At 65.9% G+C, this 21,966-nt stretch carries 14 protein-coding genes and 1 tRNA gene; 8 read left to right on the forward strand and 7 right to left on the reverse strand.

Annotation, left to right across the window (positions count from 1 at the left end):
• Nucleotides 1-44: 44 nt before the first annotated feature.
• The 6 genes from KF688_19355 to KF688_19380 all read left to right on the forward strand — a co-directional run bounded on the left by KF688_19355 (nt 45) and on the right by KF688_19380 (nt 9,529).
• The gene (locus tag KF688_19355; GenBank protein MBX3427846.1) at nt 45-1,910 is read left to right on the forward strand and encodes a hypothetical protein; all 1,866 of its coding nucleotides are present in this window, start codon (nt 45-47) and stop codon (nt 1,908-1,910) included.
• Nucleotides 1,911-2,255: 345 nt separating this feature from the next.
• A complete protein-coding gene (locus KF688_19360) occupies nt 2,256-3,413 on the forward strand; it encodes an MFS transporter (protein MBX3427847.1) in 1,158 nt (385 codons plus the stop codon).
• Nucleotides 3,414-3,459: 46 nt separating this feature from the next.
• Nucleotides 3,460-4,569: an ROK family protein gene (locus KF688_19365; protein ID MBX3427848.1), complete on the forward strand. Its 1,110-nt coding sequence runs from the start codon at nt 3,460-3,462 to the stop codon at nt 4,567-4,569.
• Between the two features lie 34 nt (nt 4,570-4,603).
• Nucleotides 4,604-6,052, forward strand: coding sequence for a glycoside hydrolase family 125 protein (locus KF688_19370; GenBank protein MBX3427849.1), 1,449 nt, complete (start codon nt 4,604-4,606; stop codon nt 6,050-6,052).
• Nucleotides 6,053-6,115: 63 nt separating this feature from the next.
• Nucleotides 6,116-8,401, forward strand: coding sequence for a GH92 family glycosyl hydrolase (locus tag KF688_19375; GenBank protein ID MBX3427850.1), 2,286 nt, complete (start codon nt 6,116-6,118; stop codon nt 8,399-8,401).
• A 360-nt stretch (nt 8,402-8,761) separates the two neighbouring features.
• Complete coding sequence (locus KF688_19380; protein MBX3427851.1) at nt 8,762-9,529, forward strand: LssY C-terminal domain-containing protein; 768 nt, start codon at nt 8,762-8,764, stop codon at nt 9,527-9,529.
• An 82-nt stretch (nt 9,530-9,611) separates the two neighbouring features.
• Here KF688_19380 and KF688_19385 read toward each other — a convergent pair whose 3' ends face one another.
• From KF688_19385 to KF688_19415, 7 genes are all read right to left on the reverse strand, one after another.
• Nucleotides 9,612-11,459 carry an autotransporter-associated beta strand repeat-containing protein gene (locus KF688_19385; GenBank protein MBX3427852.1) on the reverse strand — a complete coding sequence of 616 codons (1,848 nt, stop codon included), beginning with the start codon at nt 11,457-11,459 and terminating at the stop codon, nt 9,612-9,614.
• A gap of 558 nt (nt 11,460-12,017) precedes the next feature.
• The gene (locus KF688_19390) at nt 12,018-15,512 is read right to left on the reverse strand and encodes a CotH kinase family protein (GenBank protein MBX3427853.1); all 3,495 of its coding nucleotides are present in this window, start codon (nt 15,510-15,512) and stop codon (nt 12,018-12,020) included.
• A gap of 715 nt (nt 15,513-16,227) precedes the next feature.
• On the reverse strand, nt 16,228-16,371 hold the full coding sequence (locus KF688_19395) for a hypothetical protein (protein MBX3427854.1): 144 nt from the start codon (nt 16,369-16,371) through the stop codon (nt 16,228-16,230).
• 304 nt (nt 16,372-16,675) lie between these two features.
• A tRNA-Arg gene (locus KF688_19400) sits at nt 16,676-16,749 on the reverse strand.
• Nucleotides 16,750-17,036: 287 nt separating this feature from the next.
• Nucleotides 17,037-17,252, reverse strand: a complete 216-nt coding sequence (locus KF688_19405) for a hypothetical protein (protein ID MBX3427855.1) — start codon at nt 17,250-17,252, stop codon at nt 17,037-17,039.
• 31 nt (nt 17,253-17,283) lie between these two features.
• Complete coding sequence (locus tag KF688_19410; GenBank protein MBX3427856.1) at nt 17,284-17,898, reverse strand: hypothetical protein; 615 nt, start codon at nt 17,896-17,898, stop codon at nt 17,284-17,286.
• Between the two features lie 180 nt (nt 17,899-18,078).
• Nucleotides 18,079-19,104 carry a serine/threonine protein kinase gene (locus KF688_19415; GenBank protein MBX3427857.1) on the reverse strand — a complete coding sequence of 342 codons (1,026 nt, stop codon included), beginning with the start codon at nt 19,102-19,104 and terminating at the stop codon, nt 18,079-18,081.
• A 554-nt stretch (nt 19,105-19,658) separates the two neighbouring features.
• On the opposite strand from KF688_19415, the gene KF688_19420 reads away from it, so the two are divergent.
• Both KF688_19420 and KF688_19425 read left to right on the forward strand, forming a co-directional pair.
• Nucleotides 19,659-20,942: a Gfo/Idh/MocA family oxidoreductase gene (locus tag KF688_19420; GenBank protein ID MBX3427858.1), complete on the forward strand. Its 1,284-nt coding sequence runs from the start codon at nt 19,659-19,661 to the stop codon at nt 20,940-20,942.
• Between the two features lie 72 nt (nt 20,943-21,014).
• On the forward strand, nt 21,015-21,938 hold the full coding sequence (locus tag KF688_19425; protein ID MBX3427859.1) for an N-acetylglucosamine-6-phosphate deacetylase: 924 nt from the start codon (nt 21,015-21,017) through the stop codon (nt 21,936-21,938).
• Nucleotides 21,939-21,966: the final 28 nt, after the last annotated feature.

A 21,966-nucleotide genomic window follows, 5' to 3' on the forward strand; every position in this document is an offset into this window, starting at 1 on the left:
CGGTCGTCGCTGAGACATCACAAGCTACCCATGAGGTAATCATCGTGACAACGCGATTGCAGCAATACGTTCGGCGGCTGTTGACCGTCGCCCTGGCGGTCGTCGCCGCACCCCAGGCAGACTCATGCGCCGCGACGTGGGGGGGAGGGATCGGTTCCTACACCACGGGCTCGAACTGGATCGGAGGCGTCGTTCCCTCGGGCGCCGAGACCGTGACGATCTCCTCCGGTCAGGCGACCTACTCCGGCAACCTCAGCCGCGCGGCCGCCACGACAATCGACGGCAGCGGCGAGTTGGTCGTCAACGGCCGCTTGGTCAACGCCCAAAACGGCGCCGCCGTTTTGACGGTCGCGGGCAACGGCGTATTGACTCAGGTTGGCGAGTACTTCCTCGTCAGCACCAGCAACGTCGACGGGGCGATCAATCAGACGGGCGGCACGGTCAACGCGACGATCAGTCGCGGCTTCTTCCTGACCGACGGCGCCGCGGGCAACCCGGGGACGGGCACGTACAATGCCCTCGGCGGGGTGCTCAACGCCGCGCTGGTTTCGACCTCGGGCGACAATCTGCACAACTTCCAGGCCGGTCGCCGCGGGGCCAACGACGCCTTCAACGTCAACGGCGGCGACGTGAATTTCACGACCGGCTCCGCCAATCGCCGGATTTACTTCAGTCAGAACTCGAAACTGCAAGTCGACAGCGGCGTCTACAGCGCGACCGGCTTCCAGCACTTTGTGATCGGCTATGGCACCAGCGTCGCCGGCGGAAATCTCAGCGGCACGGCGCGGATGCTCGTCAACGGCGGCACGACGAACATCGTTTTGTCTCCCACGGGGATCTTCACCGTTTCCGACGGCCAGAGCGGCGTCGTTCAAGTCTCCGGCGGCGCGCTCAACGTCACCGGACGCATGGTGATCGGCGGCGACGTGACCGCCAACAACAACGTCGGCCGCGGCGACGTCGTTCAAACCGGCGGCACGGTCGGCGTCTCCGGCGAGATCGCCATGGGGGTCAACGCCCCGGGGACCTACCGCATTTCCGGGGGCACGCTCAACGCCGGCAGCCTCGCCCAAGGGGGGCAGATCGATTCGTTTTTCGGCTTCGAGGGAGGGACCGTCGTTCTCGACGGCAACGTGACCACGGTTCTCAACGAATCCTGGTTCGCCGCTCCCTATGGCGCCACAGCCGCCTACAACGGGGGGACGGACAAGACGACGATCACTCGCAACCCGGCCATCCAGGGCATTCGCCTGGAAGTGAACACGCAAACCGGCGAAGCGAAGATTCGCAATCCGAACGGCGCGTTTGCGTTCACGACCGACTACTACGAAATCCGCAGCGCCCAGGGCGCCTTGATCAAGGCGAACTGGAACAGCCTCGACGACCAAATCCCCGATGGCGGTCTCGTCGCCGGCGACTATAACGGTGACGGCGTCGCCAACGGCAGCGACTTCCTGCGGTGGCAGCGCCAGTTCGGCACGGCGGCGGTTCCCCCCGGCAGCGGCGCCGACGGCAACGGCAACGGCGTCGTCGACGCGGCCGACCTCGGCGTTTGGAAAACGAATTACGGCTCCTCCGGCGGCGGCATCGGCAGCGGGTGGACCGAGGCCGGGGGCTCGAACTCCAATCTCCTCGCCGAGTACTTTCTCGACGCCAGCAGTTACACGCTCGCCGCCAACGCGTCGCTCAGCTTGGGCAACATCTTCAACACCGCGACGTTCGGCGTCGGCAACCCCGGCGACCTCACGTTCGGCATCGAGACGCCTAGCGGCTACTTGGTCAACGCCGAAGTCGTTTACGTGAACCCCGGCCCGGCCGTCGGCGCCTCGGCGGCCGTCCCCGAGCCCGCTGCGATCGTTCTCGGCGCGACCCTCGGAGCCGCCTTGCTTGCCCTGCGCCGGCGCGGCTGACTGATGGTCGTGCACTCTGCTCGTCACGGCTGGGACGCAGCGACGCGGGGCCGTTGGACCGGACGTGCCGACGCTGGTTTTGGCGGCTCGGAGGGGCTGACAATCCTCCGAACTCGCCTTCGCCGTTCCGCTGGCGACGTCTGTCTCGGTTGGCACGGGTCGCCTGCATCAGAGCGGCAAGGCGACGCAGCGAGCGCGAAATCGCACGCCGTGTTCTGAGTCGTCGCCGACGATTCGCGCTCGCGATGCAAACGGCGGAACGTTTTCACGCCACAGGACGACAAATCGCGTCAAATTGCGGCCGACGCTCGTCACTCTTTCCGGCACGATCGGAACCTCTCCCTCATGACAAAGACGATCGCAATCCTTTTGGCGTTTCTGGTGATGGGGGTCGCGGACGCGATGGGTCCCTTGTCGGACGCGGTGAAGGGGAACTATCAAGTCAGCAGCACGACGGCGACGATGTTGTCGTTCTTCGTGTTCATCGCGTTCGCCGTGTTCAGCGTCCCGGGGGGCTTGCTGGCGGCGCGGATCGGGAAGAAAAAGCTGCTGCTCTTGGGGCTGGGGCTGAACGTCCTGGCGATGCTCGTCCCGACGGTCGTGAACCCGGGGTTCGCCGTGTTGCTGGGCTGCATCTTTCTGCTGGGGATCGGCACGACGTTTTTGCAGGTGGCCGGCAACCCGATCATGCGCGACGTGAGCAGCGAGGGCGCCTACAGCCGCAACCTCGCCCTGGCGCAAGGGATCAAGGGGCTGGGGAGCGCCACCTCGGCGAAGCTCGTGTTCGCGGCGAGCTCGATTGGCGCGGTCAGCAGCATGGGCTGGCGGGCGCCGTTCCCGCTGTTTCTGTTGTTGATGTCGGTCGCGTTCGTGCTCGTGGCGCTCACCAAGGTCAGCGAGACGCAGGTCGACGAGCCGCCCGGAGTCGGCGACAGCCTTGCGCTGCTCAAGGAGCCTGTCTTTGCGCTGGCCGTGTTGGGCATCTTTCTGTACGTCGGCGCCGAGGCCAGCCTGGGGCGGTTCCTGAAACCGACGTTGGCGAATCTGGGGTTCTCCGACGCGGACGCCGCCAGCTACGGCCCGACGATGTTTTTCCTGCTGCTGACGGCCGGTCGGTTGCTGGGGGGCGCCATCCTGACGGTCGTCAGCCCGGTCGCCTGCTTCCGCGGGTCGGCGCTATTGGGACTGGTCGGGGCCGGGCTCCTGATGACAGGGACCAAGTCGTTGGCCGTGCCGGCGATCGTTTGCGCCGGACTGGGGTTCGCCAACATCTGGCCGATGCTGTTTTCGATCACGGTGGAGCATCGCCCCGAGCGGGCCAACGAACTGAGCGGCCTGATGTGCATGGCAATCTCCGGCGGCGCGATCGTCCCGCTCGTCATGGGGCGGCTCGACGACCAGCAATGGGGCCCCCGGGCGTTCCTCGTGCCGGCCGTGTGCTTCGTCTACCTGCTGGTCATTTCGCTCAAGAGCGCCCGCGACCCGGCGTCGCAAACCTCCTGACTTCGCCCGCGCCGCGACTGGTGCGCCATCCCACGGAGACATCTGGATGAACTGGGAGACGGACGAACGGATCGTACTGACCCTCGATGCGGGGGGGACGAACTTCGCGTTCTCGGCCGTGCAAAGGGGCCGACAGATCGTCGGTCCGATCGTCCTGCCGGCCGAGGGGCGCGATCGGGACAAGAGTCTCGCGAACATCGTCGCCGGGTTTCAGCAACTCGTCGACGCGGTCGATCCGTCGCCTGCGGCGATCAGCTTCGCGTTTCCCGGGCCAGCCGACTATCCGCGGGGGATCATTGACAACGTCGGCAATCTGCCGGCCTACGGCGGCGGGGTGGCCCTCGGCCCGATGCTGGCCGACCGCTTCGGCGTGCCGGCGTACATCAACAACGACGGCGACCTGTTCGCCTACGGCGAAGCAATCGCGGGGCTGTTGCCCCGAGTGAACCGGCTGCTGGCCGAGGCCGGCAGCCCGAAACGCTACCGGAACTTGTTCGCCGTGACGCTGGGGACCGGGTTCGGCGGGGGGATCGTCCGCAACGGCGAACTTTTCCTCGGCGACAACTCGAACGCCGGCGAGATCTGGATCATGCGGAACAAGCTCGGCCGCGATGCGTTCGCCGAGGAAGGGGCGAGCATCCGCGCCGTGCAGCGGGCTTACGCTGAAGCCGCTGGGATCGATCCCGCTCAAGCCCCCGCCCCCAAGGCGATCTACGAGATCGGCATGGGTACGGCGCCGGGCGATCAAGCCGCGGCGCGCATCGCCTATGCGACGCTCGGCGAGTGCGTCGGCGACGCGCTCGCCAACGCGCTGACGCTCGTCGACGGACTGGCGGCGATCGGCGGCGGCCTCGCAGGGGCGGCGCCCCTGTTCCTGCCGCGGCTCGTCGAGGAACTCAACGGGACGATTGCCAAGTACGACGGCGAGCGGATCCCGCGGCTGGCCCAGCGGGCGTTCAACCTCGACGATCCTGAGCAGCTCGCGGCGTTCCTCGAGGGCCAGACCAAGGAGATCACGATCCCCGGGTCGACCCGCACGGTCGCGTACGACCCGCTTAAGCGGATCGGCGTGGGGATCTCGGAACTGGGAGCCAACCAAGCGGTTGCAATCGGGGCCTACGCTTACGCCCTGCAGCAGCTTGATCAACGCACGTAGCTCTGCCTATTCGGCCCTTGAGAGCGGAACCGCCATGAACATCTCCATCTCGCGTCGCGAGGCGCTCGGCGCCATGGCGGCGGCCGGCGCCTCGCTGGTCGGAACGACGACGTCGCGGCGGGCGTCGGCCGCGACCGACGGCGGATTCGCCGCCCGGCGGCCCCCGCTTGAGAAGCGATGCTTCACGAGCCGCGCGGTCGAGGGCGCCATCGCCGCCGTGAAGGCGAAGATCGCCGACCCGGAACTCGCTTGGATGTTCGAGAACTGCTATCCCAACACCCTCGACACGACCGTCGACTTCGGGGAGACGGACGGCAAACCGGACGCCTTCGTCATCACGGGGGACATCGATGCGATGTGGCTCCGCGACTCGACCGCCCAGGTGTGGCCCTATTTGCCGTACCTCCGCCAAGACGAGCGACTCCGCCGGCTCGTCGAGGGGCTGGTGCGACGGCAGGCGGCCTGCATCCGGCTCGACCCGTGGGCCAACGCGTTCTACAAGGACGGCAGTCGCCAGTCCCACTGGGCCAGCGATCGCCCTGAGCCGATCGACGGCGTCCACGAGCGGAAGTGGGAGATAGATTCGCTCTGTTACGCGGTTCGGTTGGCGAACGCCTATCTCGATCAGACCGGCGACGCCTCGGTCTTCGACCCGCTGTGGCAGGAAGCGATGCGGCTGGTCGTGCAGACTTTCCGCATCGAGCAGCGCAAAGACGGGACGACCCCCTACCGGTTTGTGCGGCGTACGACGGCCATGCTCGACGCACCCCCGTTCGAGGGGACTGGAAACCCCGTCAAGCCGGTCGGACTCGTCTGCTCGGCCTTCCGCCCGAGCGACGACAGCACGCTGTATCCGTTCTTGGTTCCTTCGAACTTGTTCGCAGTGCAGTCGCTTCGGCAACTGGCGGCGATTTTCGCCGACCATGTCGGCGACGCGGCCTTCGCGGCGGAGTGCATGGCCTTGGCCGACGAGGTCGACGCCGCGATCCGGCAGTACGCGATCCTCGATCATCTCGATTTCGGCGAGATCTACGCCTACGAGGTCGACGGCTTTGGCAACGCGCTGTTCACCGACGACGCGAACGTGCCGAGCCTGATGTCGCTGGCCTATCTGGGGGTCTGCCAGACCGACGACCCGCTCTACCAGCGAACGCGGCGGTTCCTGACGAGCGACAGCAATCCCTACTTCGTGCGCGGCACGGCCGCCTCGGGGCAGGCCAGCCCCCACACGGGCAAAGAGCGGATCTGGCCGATGGGAATCATCCTGCGAGCCATGACGAGCACGTCCGACGCCGAGATCGTCGAGTGTCTCGCCTCGCTCAAGCGAACCCACGCGGGAACTGGGTTCATGCATGAGGCGTTCCACAAAGACGACCCGACCGACTACACCCGCGACTGGTTTGCGTGGGCCAACACCTTGTTCGGCGAGCTCGTCGTGAAGATTCACGCCGAACGGCCGGAACTGCTGGCCCGCACGTACTGACCCCCTCCCCGGCCGTCGCGGATCGTCGCAACGGCCCGTTCAAGACGAGCCCCCGACGTTGCCATGTCTCGCCCTGCGGTCCTTTGTTCGTCCGTCGTCGCCCTGGCTGCAACGCTGTGGTCGACTTTCGTCGCGCCGCTCGCTGCGCGCGAGCCGAACCTCGTGGCCCTGGTCAATCCCTTGCAAGGGACCGACTCGATTCGGGAGTTCTCGCACGGCAATCTCTACCCCGCGATTGCGACCCCGTTTCCGATGAACGCGTGGGCGCCCTGCACGCAGCCCCTTCCCGACTCGTTCTATTACCAGTACCGCCAGAAGACGTTTCGGGGCGTTCGGCAGACTCATCAGCCGAGCCCGTGGATCAACGACTACGCGGCGTTCTCGTTCATGCCGGTCGCCGGCGAGTTGAGGGTGACCGACGTCGAGCGCGTCTCGGAGTTTTCGCACGCCGACGAAGTCGCCCGGCCCAGTTACTATCGGGTGCAACTGCCGACTCACGATGCGACGATCGAAGTGACGCCGACCGAGCGCTGCGCATCGTTTCGCGTGACCTACGGCTCCAAAGCCCCGGCGTATCTGGTGCTCGACGCCTTTCCGGGCGGCTCGGAAGTCGAGATCCTGCCTGATCGGCGGTCGATTGTCGGCGTGTCGCGTTTCAACCACGGCGGGGTCCCGACCGGGTTCGGTAACTATTTTGTCGTCAAGTTCGATCAGCCCTTCAAGTCGTTCGGCGTCTGGACGCCCGGCGACGTGCAGCGCGGCGAAACGAAGCTCGCCGGAAAACATGTCGGCGCCTACGTCGAATTCGACGTCGATCACGACGCCGTCGTCACGTACCGCGTCGCCTCGTCGTTCATTAGCCGCGAGCAAGCAGAGACGTCGCTTGACCGAGAAATCGGCGCCAAGTCGTTTGACGAAGTCCGCGCCGCAGCCGAGGCTGCGTGGAACGCGATGTTGGGACGGATCGTCGTCGAGGGAGGAACGGAGGAACAGCGCCGGACGTTTTACTCGTGCCTCTATCGCAGCCTGCTGTTCCCCCACAAGTTCTACGAACTCGACGCCGCCGGGGAGAAGGTTTACTACAGCCCCTACGACGGCCAAATCCACAACGGGGTGATGTACGCCGACAGCGGACTGTGGGACACGTTTCGGGCGCTCCATCCGCTGTTGAATCTCATCGCCCCCGAGGTGAACGCCGAGATACTTCAAGGGCTGTTGAACGCCTACGACGAAAGCGGCTGGCTTCCGGCGTGGGCCAGCCCGGGGCACCGCGACTGCATGATCGGCAATCACGCGTTCTCGCTCTTCGCCGACGCCTGGGTGAAAGAGGTCCGCGAGTTCGACGCCCGGCGGGCGCTCGCCGCGATGGTCCACGATTCGGCCCAGTCCGGCCCGATCTCCAGCATCGGCCGCGACGGCGCGAAGTTCTGGCAGGAACTCGGCTATATCCCGGCGCCCGACGTCCGCGAGGCGACGGCCAAGACGCTCGAGTTCGCTTACGACGACTTTTGCGCGAGCGTCCTCGCTCGGGAACTTGGCGAGGACGAAATCGCCGATCGGTTTCTGGCCGGCTCTCGCAACTGGCGCAACGTGTTCGACCAGCGGCTCGGCTTCGTCCGCGGGCGCAAGGCGGACGGCTCCTGGGTCGAGCCGTTCCACCCCGACGAATGGGGCGGTCCGTTCACTGAAGGGAATTCCTGGCATTGGACCTGGAGCGTCTTCCACGACGTCGAGGGGCTGATCGAGGCCCTTGGCGGTCGCGAGGCGTTCGTCGCCAAGCTCGACGAGGTGTTCGACGTCCCGCCGACGGTTCGCACCGGCTCCTATGGCGGGTTGATCCACGAAATGACCGAGATGATCGCCCTGAACAAGGGGCAATACGCGCACGGCAATCAGCCGATCCAGCACATGATCTACCTGTACGCCCTGGCCGGGGCGCCGGAGAAGACGCAGGCCCGCGTTCGCGAGATCCTGAACGACGCCTACGATTCCTCGCCCAAAGGCTTCTGCGGCGACGAAGACAACGGGCAAACGTCTGCGTGGTACGTATTCAGCGCCATGGGCTTCTACCCCGTGACGCCAGGCACGCCGGAGTACGTCTTGGGGAGTCCGCTGTTCGACCGGATCACGATTCGGCTTCCTCAAGGGGGGACGTTCGTCGTCGAGGCGACGAACAACGCGCGCGACAACGTCTACGTTCGCGAGAGTTCGCTCAACGGCGATCCCGTGCGCGACTCCAGGCTGTCGCACGAGGCCGTCGCGGCAGGAGGCGTCTTGACGCTGCACATGCACGACGTGAGCGGCACGACGACGCCGACCAAGCTGAGTGCCGAAGCGAGCGCCGAGTGAGCGCCTCGGCGCACCCTCGCTTGTCACGGCCGACAGCCCTCCGCTTGGCGTTCTGCTGCGCGTTGGTGGCGGTCAATCTGTCGGCCAATCGCTTGGCCGTTGCGAGCGAATCGGATCTTCCCGAATCGGCAGCCGCGGACGTGACGTTCCGGGCGAGTCGGGAAGGGCGGGAGAGCGACTCGCCGTCGCAAGTCGATCGCTGCTAGAATGCGGCTCGCCGTCGCGGTTGAACAGAGTCGCCCGAGAGCAGCATCGACGGACCGATGGCGACTGAGCGAGCGTTGGCTCCTCAAAGACGCATGGCGACCTGCGTTGCCGCACGATGTCCTGGCCGCCCTCTCGCTTTACCGGGGACGAACGATGATGACGCATGATCCGAGTTGCCCCGGTCGTTTGCCCGGCGCCGCGCGGTCTCGACGGGCGCTTCGTCGGACGGCGCTCGTCGTCGGTTGCTACGTCCTGTTGGCCTACTTGCTCGTCCCGCTCGTGTGGGAAGCGTACGCGCGACGCCGGCCGTCGTTTGACGACAATCCTCGTCTGACGACCACCGGCGACCGCCACCCCGGCGATCCGCTCAACGTCGCCCTCGTCGGCGAGGGGCAGCGGTTAAAGACCGCCATGGAAGCCGCCGGGTGGTATCCGGCGAAAGCGCTGGGGCTGAGAAGCGATCTGAAGATTGCCGAGGACACGATCCTCTCGCGCCCCGACGACGAGGCGCCGGTAAGCAGTCTCTATCTGTTTGGCCGCAAGGAGGACCTGGCTTTCGAGCAACCGGCCGGCGACAGCCCGCGACAGCGGCATCACGTACGGTTTTGGAAAACCGCAGACGTCGACGACGACGGGCGCCCGGTGTGGATCGGCGCCGCCTCATTCGACGAGCGGGTCGGCCTGAGCCATACGACGGGGCAGATCACCCACCATATCGCCGCCGACGTCGACGCCGAGCGCGATCATCTGTTCGCGACCTTGCGAGCGGCGCAGCTCCTGGCCGACGAGGACACGGTGCCGGGGTTCCACACTCAACGGGAAGGGCGCAACGGCGGGGGCGACCTGTGGCGGACCGACGGCCGCCTGCGCGTCGGCGTCCTTCGCGAGAAATCGACGGCTTCGGCTTCTGCAACGCACTGAGTCGTCAGCCGACTTGCGAGCCGCCGACTTCGTACGGGAACTGCCGCGCGGCGACTCGGTGTCGTCTACTGCGGGGTGCGGCTCAAGCCCCCTGTCGCCGCCGGCGGAGGTACCCCGCGCCTCCGAAGGCGGCCGCGACGGCCCCGAACAGCAGCGAGGAGGCCTCGGGGATGGCCGCCAGCTCGAGGCTGGTGGCCGACGCCTGGACGACGTAGCCGCTGGGGACGTTCAGTGCGACGAAGCTGCCCAGCGTGCTCGGGGCGAAGGTGGCGAACGTGTAGAGCGGCTGGGTCAGCGCCCCGGCTGCAACCGCGGAGAAATTCAGGGTCGTGCTGGACAGCGTGAGCGAGCCGCCGATGGCCGCCAGATCGATCGAACCGAGCCCGCCGTTGCCGGTCGGGTCGTAATCGACGATGTAGGTTCCCCCCGTGAGATCGACCGAACCGGTGAAGGTGAGGGTCCCGACCGAGTTGCCGGGGGCGAGGGCGCCGGCGATGGCGGTCGCCCCCGCGATCGAGCCCGTGCCGCCGAGCGTTCCTGCGGAGCCGACCGCCACGCTGCCGCCGCCCGTCTTGCTGCCGTTGATCACCAGGATGCCGCCGCTAACGGCAGTCGGTCCGGAATAGGTATGGGGGTTGGCGCCGGACAGGGTCAGCGTGCCGTCGCCCGACTTGTAGATTTCCATCCCCGAGGAATTGCCGTTGGTGATCGCTCCGCTGACTTCAATGTCGCCGTCGCCGGTGAACAGCACGCCGCGCACCCCTGTCGCCGCACTCGTGAGCGCAGTCGCCGCGCCCAGCGTCAACACGCCCGAATCCGATCGAATGGTGGTGTACGTGCCGCCCGTATTGACCGTTATGGTCCCGTTGAGCGCGTTGGCGCCGGAAACGTTCAGAATGCCGGCGGGTTGATCCGGCGTGTTGCCCTTGCCGTTCACAGCGAGCGCGTTGCCCAAGGTGATGTTGTTGGCGAGTTCCAGTCTATTGGAACCGCCGTTTCCAGGAATGAAGATCGATCCCGATCCGAGTGCGCCGGAAGCAGTTGCGCGGAGCACGGTCGCCCCGCCGTTGCTGCCGATGGTCGTCTGGCCGCTGTAATTGTTGGGGCGCGTGACGGTGGTGGTGGTGACGCTCGACGTTTGCACGTTCAGAGCGCCGGAGGCGCCGCTAATCGCGTTGTCCACAGTTTGCGTCAGCGTGCTGGTGCCGTTAAGCGTCAACGTACGATTGACGGCGCCCGCGTTTTCCAGGCTCACCGCGGCGCCGGTGTTCACCGTGACGGCCGAGCTGGTGAGCGAGCCCGTGACTTTGAGAGTGCCGCCGTTCACAGTGGTCGCTCCCCCGTGGCCAAGCGAGCTCGCGATCGTCAGAGTTCCGCCGTTGTTCTTGGTGATGGCGGCCGTGCCAAGGTTTCCAAATCCGGCCGCGAAGCTGGCGTTCAGGTCCCAGTCGCCGCTGCCCGCAAAAGTCATGCTGCGACCGTTGACCGCGTTGCCGTTGCCGATCAGGACGTCGCTGGCGAAAGTCGCCGTGTTGGCCGAGTTGTTGGTGAACGTGCTATTGCTGACAGTGCGCAGCGTGATATTCGTCGTATCGGACCCGTTGCCGAGAGAGAATGCGCCTGCGCCGCTGGCAATCGTGATGTTGCCGAGTCCCAAGTTGGCGCTTGACGACGACGCGTCGAGAGACACCGATCCGCTTTGCGTCCCCGTGAGGCTCAGATTCAAACCGCCGCTGTTTCCCGGAGATGGTCCGAAATTGGCGCTCCAGACGAGGGACAGGTTGCCAGCCTGAGTGCCGTCCCAGGTCGCGGTGTCGCCATTATTGTTGGGAACCGCATCGGGATTCCAATTCGTCCCCGTCGTGAGCTCGTTGGTGCTAGCGCCCCCGTCCCAGGTCGCCGAAGCCGCCTGGGCTGTGGGCGAGGCCATGGGCAGGAACTCCCGATTGGAAATTCCCATGGTCAAAGCGAGAAGCGTGACGAATAAGAGACGCGACATCGGAAGGGAGCACGGATTGCGACTCATGAGAAGCCCTTTGCTGTTGCGGCCATTCCGCTCAAAAAAATGAGGTTTTGCGAAAAGCTGAGGAGTAGCGGCGGACCCGCCGGTGCGCTGTCGACCAGTGGACCAGGAGCGGTTCTCGCCTTGGTAATCTCCGCTGTTAACCAATCCTTAGCGGAAAAAATCCGATTTTCCTGAAATTCAGCCCACGGTCGCCAAGTCCGGGGCAGAGCGATTTGGCGCATAACTCGCTTCGATGGCACGACTTCGAGCAACCGGCTGCTCAGTCCAGGCGGCAAATCGGTCGATTCTCACGCCGCAAGCGATGTCGCACCGCCGTTGAGGGGCGCCGCGGATGACGCAGTTGTCGATGGAGCCTGTGACGACCTCGCCGGACTGCCGCCGCAAGACAATGGCAGCGAAAAGACCTCGCCTGAGTGCGGTTTGCCGTGAATTGGAACGAGGGTTTCTGTGATCACAAAATGTTCAGACGGCGGAGCTCAGCGTCGGCCAACTGGTCATGAAGTCGTCTTGTTCGGCGGCGTCGGCCCCCGCGGTCGGCGTCGGTCGACGCAGCGGCCGGACGAACTCGGACCTTGGCGCGGGACTCCACGAATCGGCGGCCCAACGGCGCGTCCAGGCGTCCGTCTCCGCCAGGACGAGATCGACGGCCGCCTGCGCGTCGTCGTCGCCGTCCGAGCCCAGGTCCTGCGGCGCCGCGAGGATGACCGAGGCCGGCAGCTCGAACGGATCCGCAATTGCCGCGGCGACCGCAACGGCCGGGGCGGCTGAACCGTACTTGCTTCGCCACAACGCTAGATCGCTCGCGTCGACGCCGCCGCTGCGATCGCCGTCGGCGCCGCTGCCGGCCGGGCTTGCCGAACCGCCGAACTGGCGCTGCCAAGCGAGGAAGTCGCCGCCGTCAACGATCGTGTCGCCGTTGTAATCGCCAGGCTGGTACGTCACGTAACTGATCTCCGCCAGGGGCGACCAGACGCCGTTAGAGAGTCGGTAGCGGGCCTTGACGGTCGTATCCTGGGAAATCGCGATCGGGATGCCGTAGATCCGGGTTTGCCCGTTGTTGTTGACGCCGCCGGAGGGAGACATCGGATCGCTCACTCCGTCCAGCGTGTAGTAGAGGACGCCGGCGAGATTGCCGGGCGCCGACATGGCCAGCATCGTGCCGATCGGCGTCTCGCCCGCCGGCACGCTGAACTGCGGCGCCGTCGCGTAGAGTCCGTCGGCCCGCAGTTGCGAGATCACGGTATTGGTTCGGCCGGGAAAGTACGTGTTGTACAGCCAGTCGACCTCGGTCTGCCAATGCGACTTGTTGAGGGGGACGGCGACCTTCGAATCGCCCCAGCGGGCGCTTTCGGCGATCACGGCCGGCTCGACCTGCACGCGCCGCTCTTCCATGCGCGCGATGCTCGCCGCGGGGGTCATCAGCCCGGCGCCGGAGAGCAGTTCTTGGGCGCGATCGGCGAATCGCTGCCGGTACGCGGCGACCGACAGCAGGTCCTGATGCAAGTACACCGGATTGAAGTAGGCGTAGTTGGATTGGTTTCCCGCGTTGAACGGCCCGGTGCGGTCGATGAACTGCGTGCCGTGGACCGTGCCCCCTTCCTCCGGGCCGAGCGAGTGTTCGTTGTCGTGAATGAAGTACTGAAAGCCCTGATCGGCGGCAACGCGGTTGTAGACGCCGTACCAGTTGTTCGCCTCGTTCTCGCCGAAGAATCGCGAGATGCCCGTGTCGAAGCCGCCGGTGTAGATGATGATCATCATGAAATCGACAAGATTCTCGACGTCGAGCAGCACGGGCAAGGCGGGGTCGCGGACCCCCGCCGAGTTCAGGCCTTGCAGCGTCAGATAGTTGCCGGCGTTCGCCGCGGGGCTGTCGGCGATCGCCTGAGCGAGCGTGAAGAGCTGCTGCCACGCGGCGTCGTTCCCCTCGGCAAGCTGCGTTCCGCCGCCGTCGTTGCGTCCCGCCTTGAGGACGTCGTAATCCTCGGGTTCGCCGCCGAAGTAGGTCGCGGCGTAATCCTCCTGGACGCGCTCCTGGGTCATGTAGAGGCCGAAGTATTGGCCGCCGACGTACAGGTGGTAGTACCGGCTCCGGGTGTACGGCTGGCCCATGTCGCGCTGCAGGTCGCGAGAGAACACCTCGCGGAGAAACGTCGTCTCGACGCTGCCGTACGCCGCCCACGAGTAGTTCTGATCCGTGCGCAGGTCGACGACGTCGAACTTGTCGGGCCCTTCGTCTCCGAACAGCGGATAGTCGAGTTTCCCGTCGCCGTACTCGCCGCGGAAGTACAGTCGGAAGGCGTGCTTCGGGTACCAATCGTTGCGACTCCACCCGCCGCGGATCCGCAAGCCGGCGTTCGTGCTGAAACCCTCCGCGCCGTCGGGGTAAATCAATTCGACCGACGCGGGGCGTTCCCAGTCGCGGCCGTCGTTCCAGGCGTTCACATAGATGCCCGTCTGAGGATCGAAGAGATTCGCCAGATCGGTCGTGATCGAGATCGCCGGCAGCGACGCGAGCGAGTCCTTGACCGCTTGTGCGCCGTAAAGGGCGATGATATCGGGGTCAATCCCGTAGTTCATCTCCTGGCCGTTGACGGCGCCGCTCGCCGGCCAACCGGCCGGGGGCGTCCCCGTGGGCGATTGATTGACGATGTCGTCGAGGAACAAGTACGAACTGGCGGCGACGAACGAGGGCTTGAAGTCCGGCTTGAACGCCGTCGCTCGCAACGTCGTCGTCGATGAAACGGCGATCGGACCGACGTACAGCGTACCGTTCGTCGGAATCTGATTCGCATTCACGGCGGGCGACGAGCCGTCGGTCGTGTAGACGATAATTGCGCCGGGGGTGGTCGTTGCGAGCGCCACCGTTTGCGTCGACCCGTAGAACCCGTGGGGAACGCCGAACGTGGGCGACTCGGCGAAACCGACGAAGTTCGCGGCTGGGTTGCCGTAACCGGGCGTCGTCGCGTCGAAGTAACCCAGCCGCTCCGTCGCCGGCAGGACCGCGCTCCGCACGACCAGTTCGGGCGAGATGAGCATGTCGGACCCCGGAGCGTTCAGCCCGTGGATCGCCAGCACGTTCTGCCCCGCGACAAGATGCGGAATCGCGAAGGTGACGTCAAAGTCGACGAACTGTTCCGCTTGGCTGTCGGGCCTGCTGCCGTTGAGTGCGGCGGAGTTCCACTGCAGCGTCGCCGGCGCGTTCGCCTCGGCGACGCGGACGCCGTTGACGTACGCCACGAAACCGTCGTCGTATCGCATGCGCAGCGTCAGCCGATCGACCCCCGCCAGCGTGGCGAGCGTGAACGGGATCCGCATGTAGAGCGACCGGGTCGTGTTGGGCACGGTCGTACCGATCTCGGCCGTGAAGTTGACCGCGTCGCCCGGGTTGTTCTCGTACCCGAAGCCCGTGGCGCCGACGAGCGGAAACACGCTGTCGTTGAAGCCGAGGTTTCGCCACGTCGCATCGTAAACGCTGCTCGTGGGAACCCACGCCCGCGCCTGGGCGCCGTTGGCGATGACGGTCGTGCCGCCAGGCGCCTGCTCCATGGCCCGCCCGTAGGAGACGTCCTCGAACTGCTTCGGAAATCTTGGTGCATAGGCGTCGATCACGGTCGAACCGTCAGCGGCGATCAGCCCGAGGTACTCGCCGTCGGCGGAGAGTTTGAAGTTCGTGTGCAGTTCGCCGCCGCCGCGGATGCCGTTCTTGTCCGAGGCGAAGACGACGCGATACCCGCCGGCGGGGATCGACCCTGCGCCCGCCGGAAACGCCCACTTTGTCTTGTTGTTGGCGTTGTCCGTCAGATACAGGCCGGCCAGATCGACCGCGGTCGGTCCGCTGTTGTAGATTTCGAGCCAGTCCGACGAATCGCCGTCAACGTCCGTGACGCCGTCGTCGTTCGATGCCAGGAACTCGGTTATCCGAAGATCGGTCGCCGCCAACAAAGTGCGCGGTTCCAAGCGTTCAAGCGACAACCGCCGGCCACTCGGCGGTTGCAGAGAGCGTGTGCGTAACAACATGGTCGTGCGATGTTTTCCAAAACGCCATAGCGAAGGCGGCGAGACGAGAATCCAAGAAGGGCGGGCGAACTCCGACGTCGCCCCATGGCGCCGCGCGAAGTCCGGCCGAAAACGTTCCGCCTCTCTTCCGCAATGCTTCAGTATTGCCAACCACCGAATGCTTAGCCAGCGGAAGGCAGGAATCAGCGGGAGGACTTCATGAGGGCTCGCTGCTGGTCAAGGGTGGCATCGGCGTTTCCCTTCTTCTATCCGAGCGTCTCCGCGAGGGCAGAGGCGGAGGGGCGGCCCCTCTATCGAGCCTGAGCCGAGGTTGCTCTTTAGCCGGCGCGGCCGGCCGCCCGCCTTCGTGGTGCGCCCAGCAAGTCGGCGAACTCGCGATCAGCGACGAAGGAAAGCAGTGAGGAGAAGTCGTCCGGGGAAACATAGACGTCGCGGGATCGGCAGCCGGGGACTTCCAGCCATCGAGGGGGTTGGCGCTGATCTAGCCTTGAACGACCGCTCACTTGAGACTGCATTTGACCGATCGCAACTTATTGCGACGCGTCGTGAGAGAAAGGGACGAATCACCGGCCCAGCGTTCGACGCGGCGCGGCTTGAGCGGAACAAGCGTCAACGTCGGGTACGCGTCCAGGAGCGAGTGCAGTCGGCAGCGATATCACTCGTAGGCGGCAGGCGAACGGCTGCGCTCCACCCAGTCGAGAAACGCGTCGACGATCGCGGGGAGGTCGTCCATGACGACCTGCTCTCGGCGGGGTTGCCGCATCAATTCGTAGAACCGCTCGAACGCATCTTTGCGCATGGACCCCAAAACGTGACGGACCCGGTAGAGGGTGACGCACCAGACCTTGCGGTCCTGGCGATATCACGGCTTCGGCTCGCGAGCCATCGGCAAACCCTCGGGCAATGACGAGAATCACTGCACGCCATGCCGAAAGGTCTGCTATCGTGACTGGGCCTCGACGAGGTGCGACTCGTCGGGGCTCAATTTTTTTGCCTCATCTCGATCAAGGAATCTGGACCGAATCCTGTACCCAAGTCTCGAAAAGGCGCCGGCGGCTTCCGGAATTCTGTGCCTGCCCCTGTTTTCTCGATGAATTTGGCAGCACGCCCGGCAGGACTCGAACCTGCAACCCCTGGTTCCGAAGACCAGTGCTCTATCCAATTGAGCTACGGACGCGTGGGGAGCTTGCGTTGCCTCATCCTCTCCCTGCCCGAACAGACGCGGCGGAAGGACCTCGTGTCGCTGCTGGACGACGAAATGATCGGCGGGGATGGGGACGAGAAGGCGGGCTCGCTCTTCTGCAAAGCATACGCCGGGCGAGTCCTTCCAGCAAGTTGCCGGCGACGAATCGCGGCGCCGCTCGGTGCGGGCGGAAACGGGATCGGGCGAATGGGAGCGATTGAAGGACGCAACTGCTTGCGAACAACTCGATTGGGCGCTGCGTCGCGTTGCGGCTGGCCGCTTTACGCCAGCCAGTCCAACAGCGCCATCAGCCCCATGAACAGGCCCATGAACACGACGATCCACAGGCCGAAGCGGGCCGCGTGCGAGAGAATCGGCGGCATCAGTTCGTGTCGGGTCGCGGCGCAGACGAGGCTCACGACGACCAGAATCGGGGCCGAGTACCACAACAGAGCGGCGCCCAACAGCGGCGTCAGCGGCAAGGTCACGTCAAGCATCGGAGGGGTTCTCGCCAGTCGCGGCGGAGGGTCAAGTCGGTTGCGGAGCGGCGGAGCGTTTGTCGTGCGGTTGGGCGCGGATCAGCAGCGGGCCTGCGTACGCGTCGCAAATCACCAGCAGGTTCAGCAGTCCGGCGATCATCGTATAGACCGTCCCTACGTCGAACGCCGGAGCGAGGTCGACCACCCACTTCGACAGTTCGTTGGGTTGCGTGGAGACGTTGTGCGAGTCGTCTTCGGTTCGTTGCTGCTCCTTGCGCGGCGGGGCGTACCAGGGGCGCTGGTCGTCGTCTCCCTTGCCGAGCCGGAGCGGTTCTTGGCGATCCATGACGCGGCTGCGCTGGACAAGCGCGGGGAGCGCGACTCCTCCGGCGCCGAGTTGGCAGTAATACTGCCAACGCAACTCCTGCCCCGGGGTCGAGGCGTAGACGACATGCCCGTCCCCCAGGTACATGCCGTATCCGAACGCTCCCAGAATGCAGACCATGAACAGCAGTCCCTTGCCGGTTCGTCCCTGATATAAATGACCCAGTCCAGGAACAAGCCACGCCAACAGCGCCGCCAGCCACGGCTGCTTCAGCTCGATGACCAGCGGTTCGTCCGTGCCGGGGACGTTGTATTCGGGAGGAAGCGTCGCGGTGGCCATGGGCGCGTAGCAGCGAGGGAATCGGGCGAGTCGGCGCCTGGGCGCCGAAGCCCCGCATTGTAGAGTCCGCAGGCGAATTCACCCAGACGAAGTCGAATCAAAAAGGCCGCGTTTGCCGCAGAGCCGCAGTGAACTGCCGCCCTGAAGTTGTTCGTCGCTGGCGGCGTGGTCTTGGGGGGCTCAGCCGGCAAAGCTCCAAATCGCCCAGCCGGCGGCTGCCGCCGCCGCGATTCCCGCAGCTACGATCAGGGCGCGCGGGTTGACGGACCGGGCCTCGGTCCCCCCCGCCTGCAATCGTTGGGTCAAGTTGAGGGGCTCGGCCGGCGGGTCGGGGGTCGCGGCGGCGGTCGGCGTTGCTGCCGACAGCGCGCCGGCAGTCGACTGCGGATCGGCCAGCAGCGACTCCAGCCGAGCGACGACCTCGGTCGCGTCGGCGGGGCGATCCGCCGGCGCCTTGGCGAGCAGACGTTCGACCAAGTCGGCCAGCCCCGTCGGCGTTCCCGGCATAAGGGCGTCGAGCCGCGGCGCCGTCGCCTCCAAGTGCTGATCGAAGATGCTCACCGCGGTCGGCCCGTCGAACGGCACGCGGCCGGCGACCATTTCGAACAGGATGCAACCCAGCGCGTACAGGTCGAGGCGGCCGTCGATCGCATCTTCGCCGCGAATTTGTTCGGGAGGCATGTACCGCCACGAGCCGACGGTTTGCCCTTGCACGGTGAGGCGGGAGTCGGTGAGGTCGCGTGCGAGACCCAAGTCGCCGATCTTCACGTGGCCGGCTGCGGACAGATACAAGTTGGCGGGTTTCAGATCGCGATGCACGCAGCCAAGTTCGTGCGCGTGAGCCAGCCCGCGGGCCGTCTGCAGGGCGACCTCGGCTGCGTCTCGCCAGGGCAAGGCGCCGCGGCGCGCGAGCACGTCTTTGAGCGTGCCGCACTCGACGAGCTCCATCGCACAGAAGATCGAGTCGTTGTGCAACCCGCAGTCGAAGTGTCGCACGACGTTGTCGTGGTCGAGGCGCTGGAGAATGGCGATCTCGCGGACGAAGCGGTTCTGCACCTCGGGCTCCATCTGCTTGGAGCCGTGCAGCAGCTTGACCGCGACGCGGCGGCCAGTTTCCTCGTGCGTGGCGTCGTAGACCGCGCCGAAAGTTCCCTCGCCCAACGACCGACCGACGAGATACGGACCGACGAGTTGGCCAGCAGACATAGACGCCCTTTCCTGCGTGAACGCAACGAGGCTACGAGGATGAGTCGCGCGATCGTCCGCCGGCGTCGACGCGAGAGTTTCAACGGCGAGATTCTAGCATCGCTCGCTGCGTAACGCATCATGCACGGGGCGACGTACGGGCAGGTCCGGCCGCCGCCGCCACTCCCACGGCTTCACTTCGCCGAACGTGACTTTGGCTGCCAGCAAGCGCGGAGCCGCGCGCCCGCGTCTGCCGTCCCCCGCTCGGCCATCGATTCGCTGACCAGCGGCAGCGTAGTCGACGAAGCGATCGAGGAGAACATCTGCGGCTAAGCGGGCACGAGACCCAGTAACGGCGACGAGAAGTTTCGCGGTGCTCTCTCGTGAGCGAAGGACGTCCGTCGGTAGCTCATGAAGTCCCCGAACCTACCGGCTTTCAGCCGGGGGTAGTTCTGCGGCGCATCACGGCAAGAAAGTGGTTGAATAGTGCATGCGTGTCTGTTAGTGTATGCATTTTAGAGGGGCTCGTCTGTCCGCGATCGCCCTGATGGCCGTTCCGCCGGGAGTCCTCTTCCATGTCGCCGATCGATCGTCGTCAGTTCGTCGCCGGGGCTTTGGCAGCCGGCGTGATGGCCGGGACCCGATCGCGAGCCCGAGCCGTCGGGGCCGGGGAAACGGCAACGCTCGCCCTGATGGGCGCCAACAACCGCGGCGCCCAACTGGCCGACGCTTTCGCGAAACGGCCCGACGTGCGAATCGCTTACGTCTGCGACGTCGACGACGACGCGATCGCCAAGGGAATCAAGGCGGTCACGGATCGAGGCGGCGCGGCGCCGCAGGGGATCAAGGATTTTCGTCGGGCGCTCGACGATCCGGCGATCGACGGACTGATTTGCGCGGCGCCCAATCATTGGCATGCGACCGCGACTGTCTTGGCCTGTGCGGCCGGCAAGCACGTGTACGTCGAGAAGCCGTGCAGTCAGACCCCCGAAGAAGGGGAGTTGATGATCGCCGCCGGGCGAAAGGCGAGCAAGGCAATCCAAGTCGGCATGCAGCGCCGCAGCGGCGAGTTGTACGCAGCGGTCAAGCAGTTGGTGGCCGATGGTGCGATCGGCGAGGCGTTGTACGCCAAATCGTGGTACTACCGGGCACGCCCCTCGATCGGTCGCGGGCGGGAGATCGCGGTCCCCGTGGGCCTCGACTACGATCTGTGGCAAGGGCCCGCCCCCGAGAGACCCTATCGCGACAACGTCATCCACTACAACTGGCACTTTTTCTGGCATTGGGGCAACGGCGAACTGGGGAACAACGGGGTCCACACGCTCGACATCTGCCGGTGGGTGCTGGGGGTCGATTACCCGCAGCGCGTCACCGTCGCCGCCTCGAAGCTGAGGTACGACGACGATCAGCAGACCCCCGACACGACCCTCGCGACATTTGATTGCGGCGACAAGATGATCGCCTGGGAATCGACCAGTTGGTCCGATCCCTACCAGACCGGCCAGGGGGTCGGCATGGAGTTTCGCGGCAGCGAGGGGACGATCGTCGTCACCGACGCGGGCTACACGGTGTACGACCTCGAGCGCAAACCCGTGAAGACCGGCGCCGGCAGCCGCGGCGACGACGAGCATATCGCCAACTTTCTGGACGGCATGCGAACCGGCGCCAAGCTTAACGCCGACGTCGTCGACGGGCACAAGAGCGCGCTGTTCTGTCACCTGGGCAACATCGCCGTCCGCGTCGGACGATCGATCGAAGTCGACCCCGCGACCGGGCGGATCACAGGCGACGAGGAAGCGGTCCGCTACTGGGCTCGCGAGGAGTATCGCGCTGGCTGGAATCCTCGCGAGCCGGGATAACGCCCCGCATGGTCGCTCTGCCGCAGGGCTGACTCGCTCCGCTGAGGTTCGCCGTGGAAACTGAGGTTCGCCGTGAAAACGCCCGCCGGCTTCTTCGATCTTCAAGTGAACGGCTACGCGGGAGTCGACTTCAACGCCGACGACCTTTCGGCCGAGGACTTTGACGCGGCTTGCCGGCGGCTGGCGGCCGACGGAGTCGGCTCATGCCTGGCGACGGTGATCACCGATTCGCTGGACGCGATGACGCGCCGGATCGGCGCTCTCGCGCGGCTGCGCGAGGGGTCGTCGATGGGGCGGCAGGTTGTGGCGGGGATTCACGTCGAGGGGCCGTTCATCAGCCCGCTGACCGGCTACGTCGGCGCCCATCCGGCCGCCGCGGTGCGTCCCGCCGACCCGGCAACCGCCGAGCGACTGATTGAAGCGGGACAAGGACAAGTGCGGCTGGTCACCCTGGCGCCCGAACACGACGCCGGCGCCGCCACGACGCGATATTTGTGCGACCACGGCGTGACCGTCTCCGCCGGGCACTGCAATCCGACTCTCGACGAACTGCGCCGCGCGATCGACGCGGGTCTGTCGATGTTCACCCATCTGGGCAACGGCTGTCCGCGGCTGCTCGATCGGCACGACAACGTCGTCCAGCGCGCCCTGGCCTGCGTCGACGACCTGTGGTTGTGCTTTATCGCCGACGGCGTTCACGTCCCGTACGTCGCGCTGCGAAACTACCTGCGCATCGCGGGGCGTGAGCGGGCGATCGTCGTCACCGACGCGATTTCCGCCGCCGGGATGGGGCCGGGACGATATCGCCTAGGGGGGCAGGAGGTCGTCGTTGACGAGCGGCTGGCCACTTGGTCGGCCGACGGGAGCCACCTCATGGGCTCGGCGATGACGATGCCCGCCGCGATCGCCAACCTGCGTCGCGAGCTTGGGCTGTCTGAAGCGGACGCCCGCCGCTTGACCTGCGAGAACCCGCGGCAGGCCGTGCCGTCGGCGTGACGGACCCGCGACGACTTCGGGTGGGGCC

This window comes from Pirellulales bacterium (assembly GCA_019636345.1).
Classification (GTDB): domain Bacteria; phylum Planctomycetota; class Planctomycetia; order Pirellulales; family Lacipirellulaceae.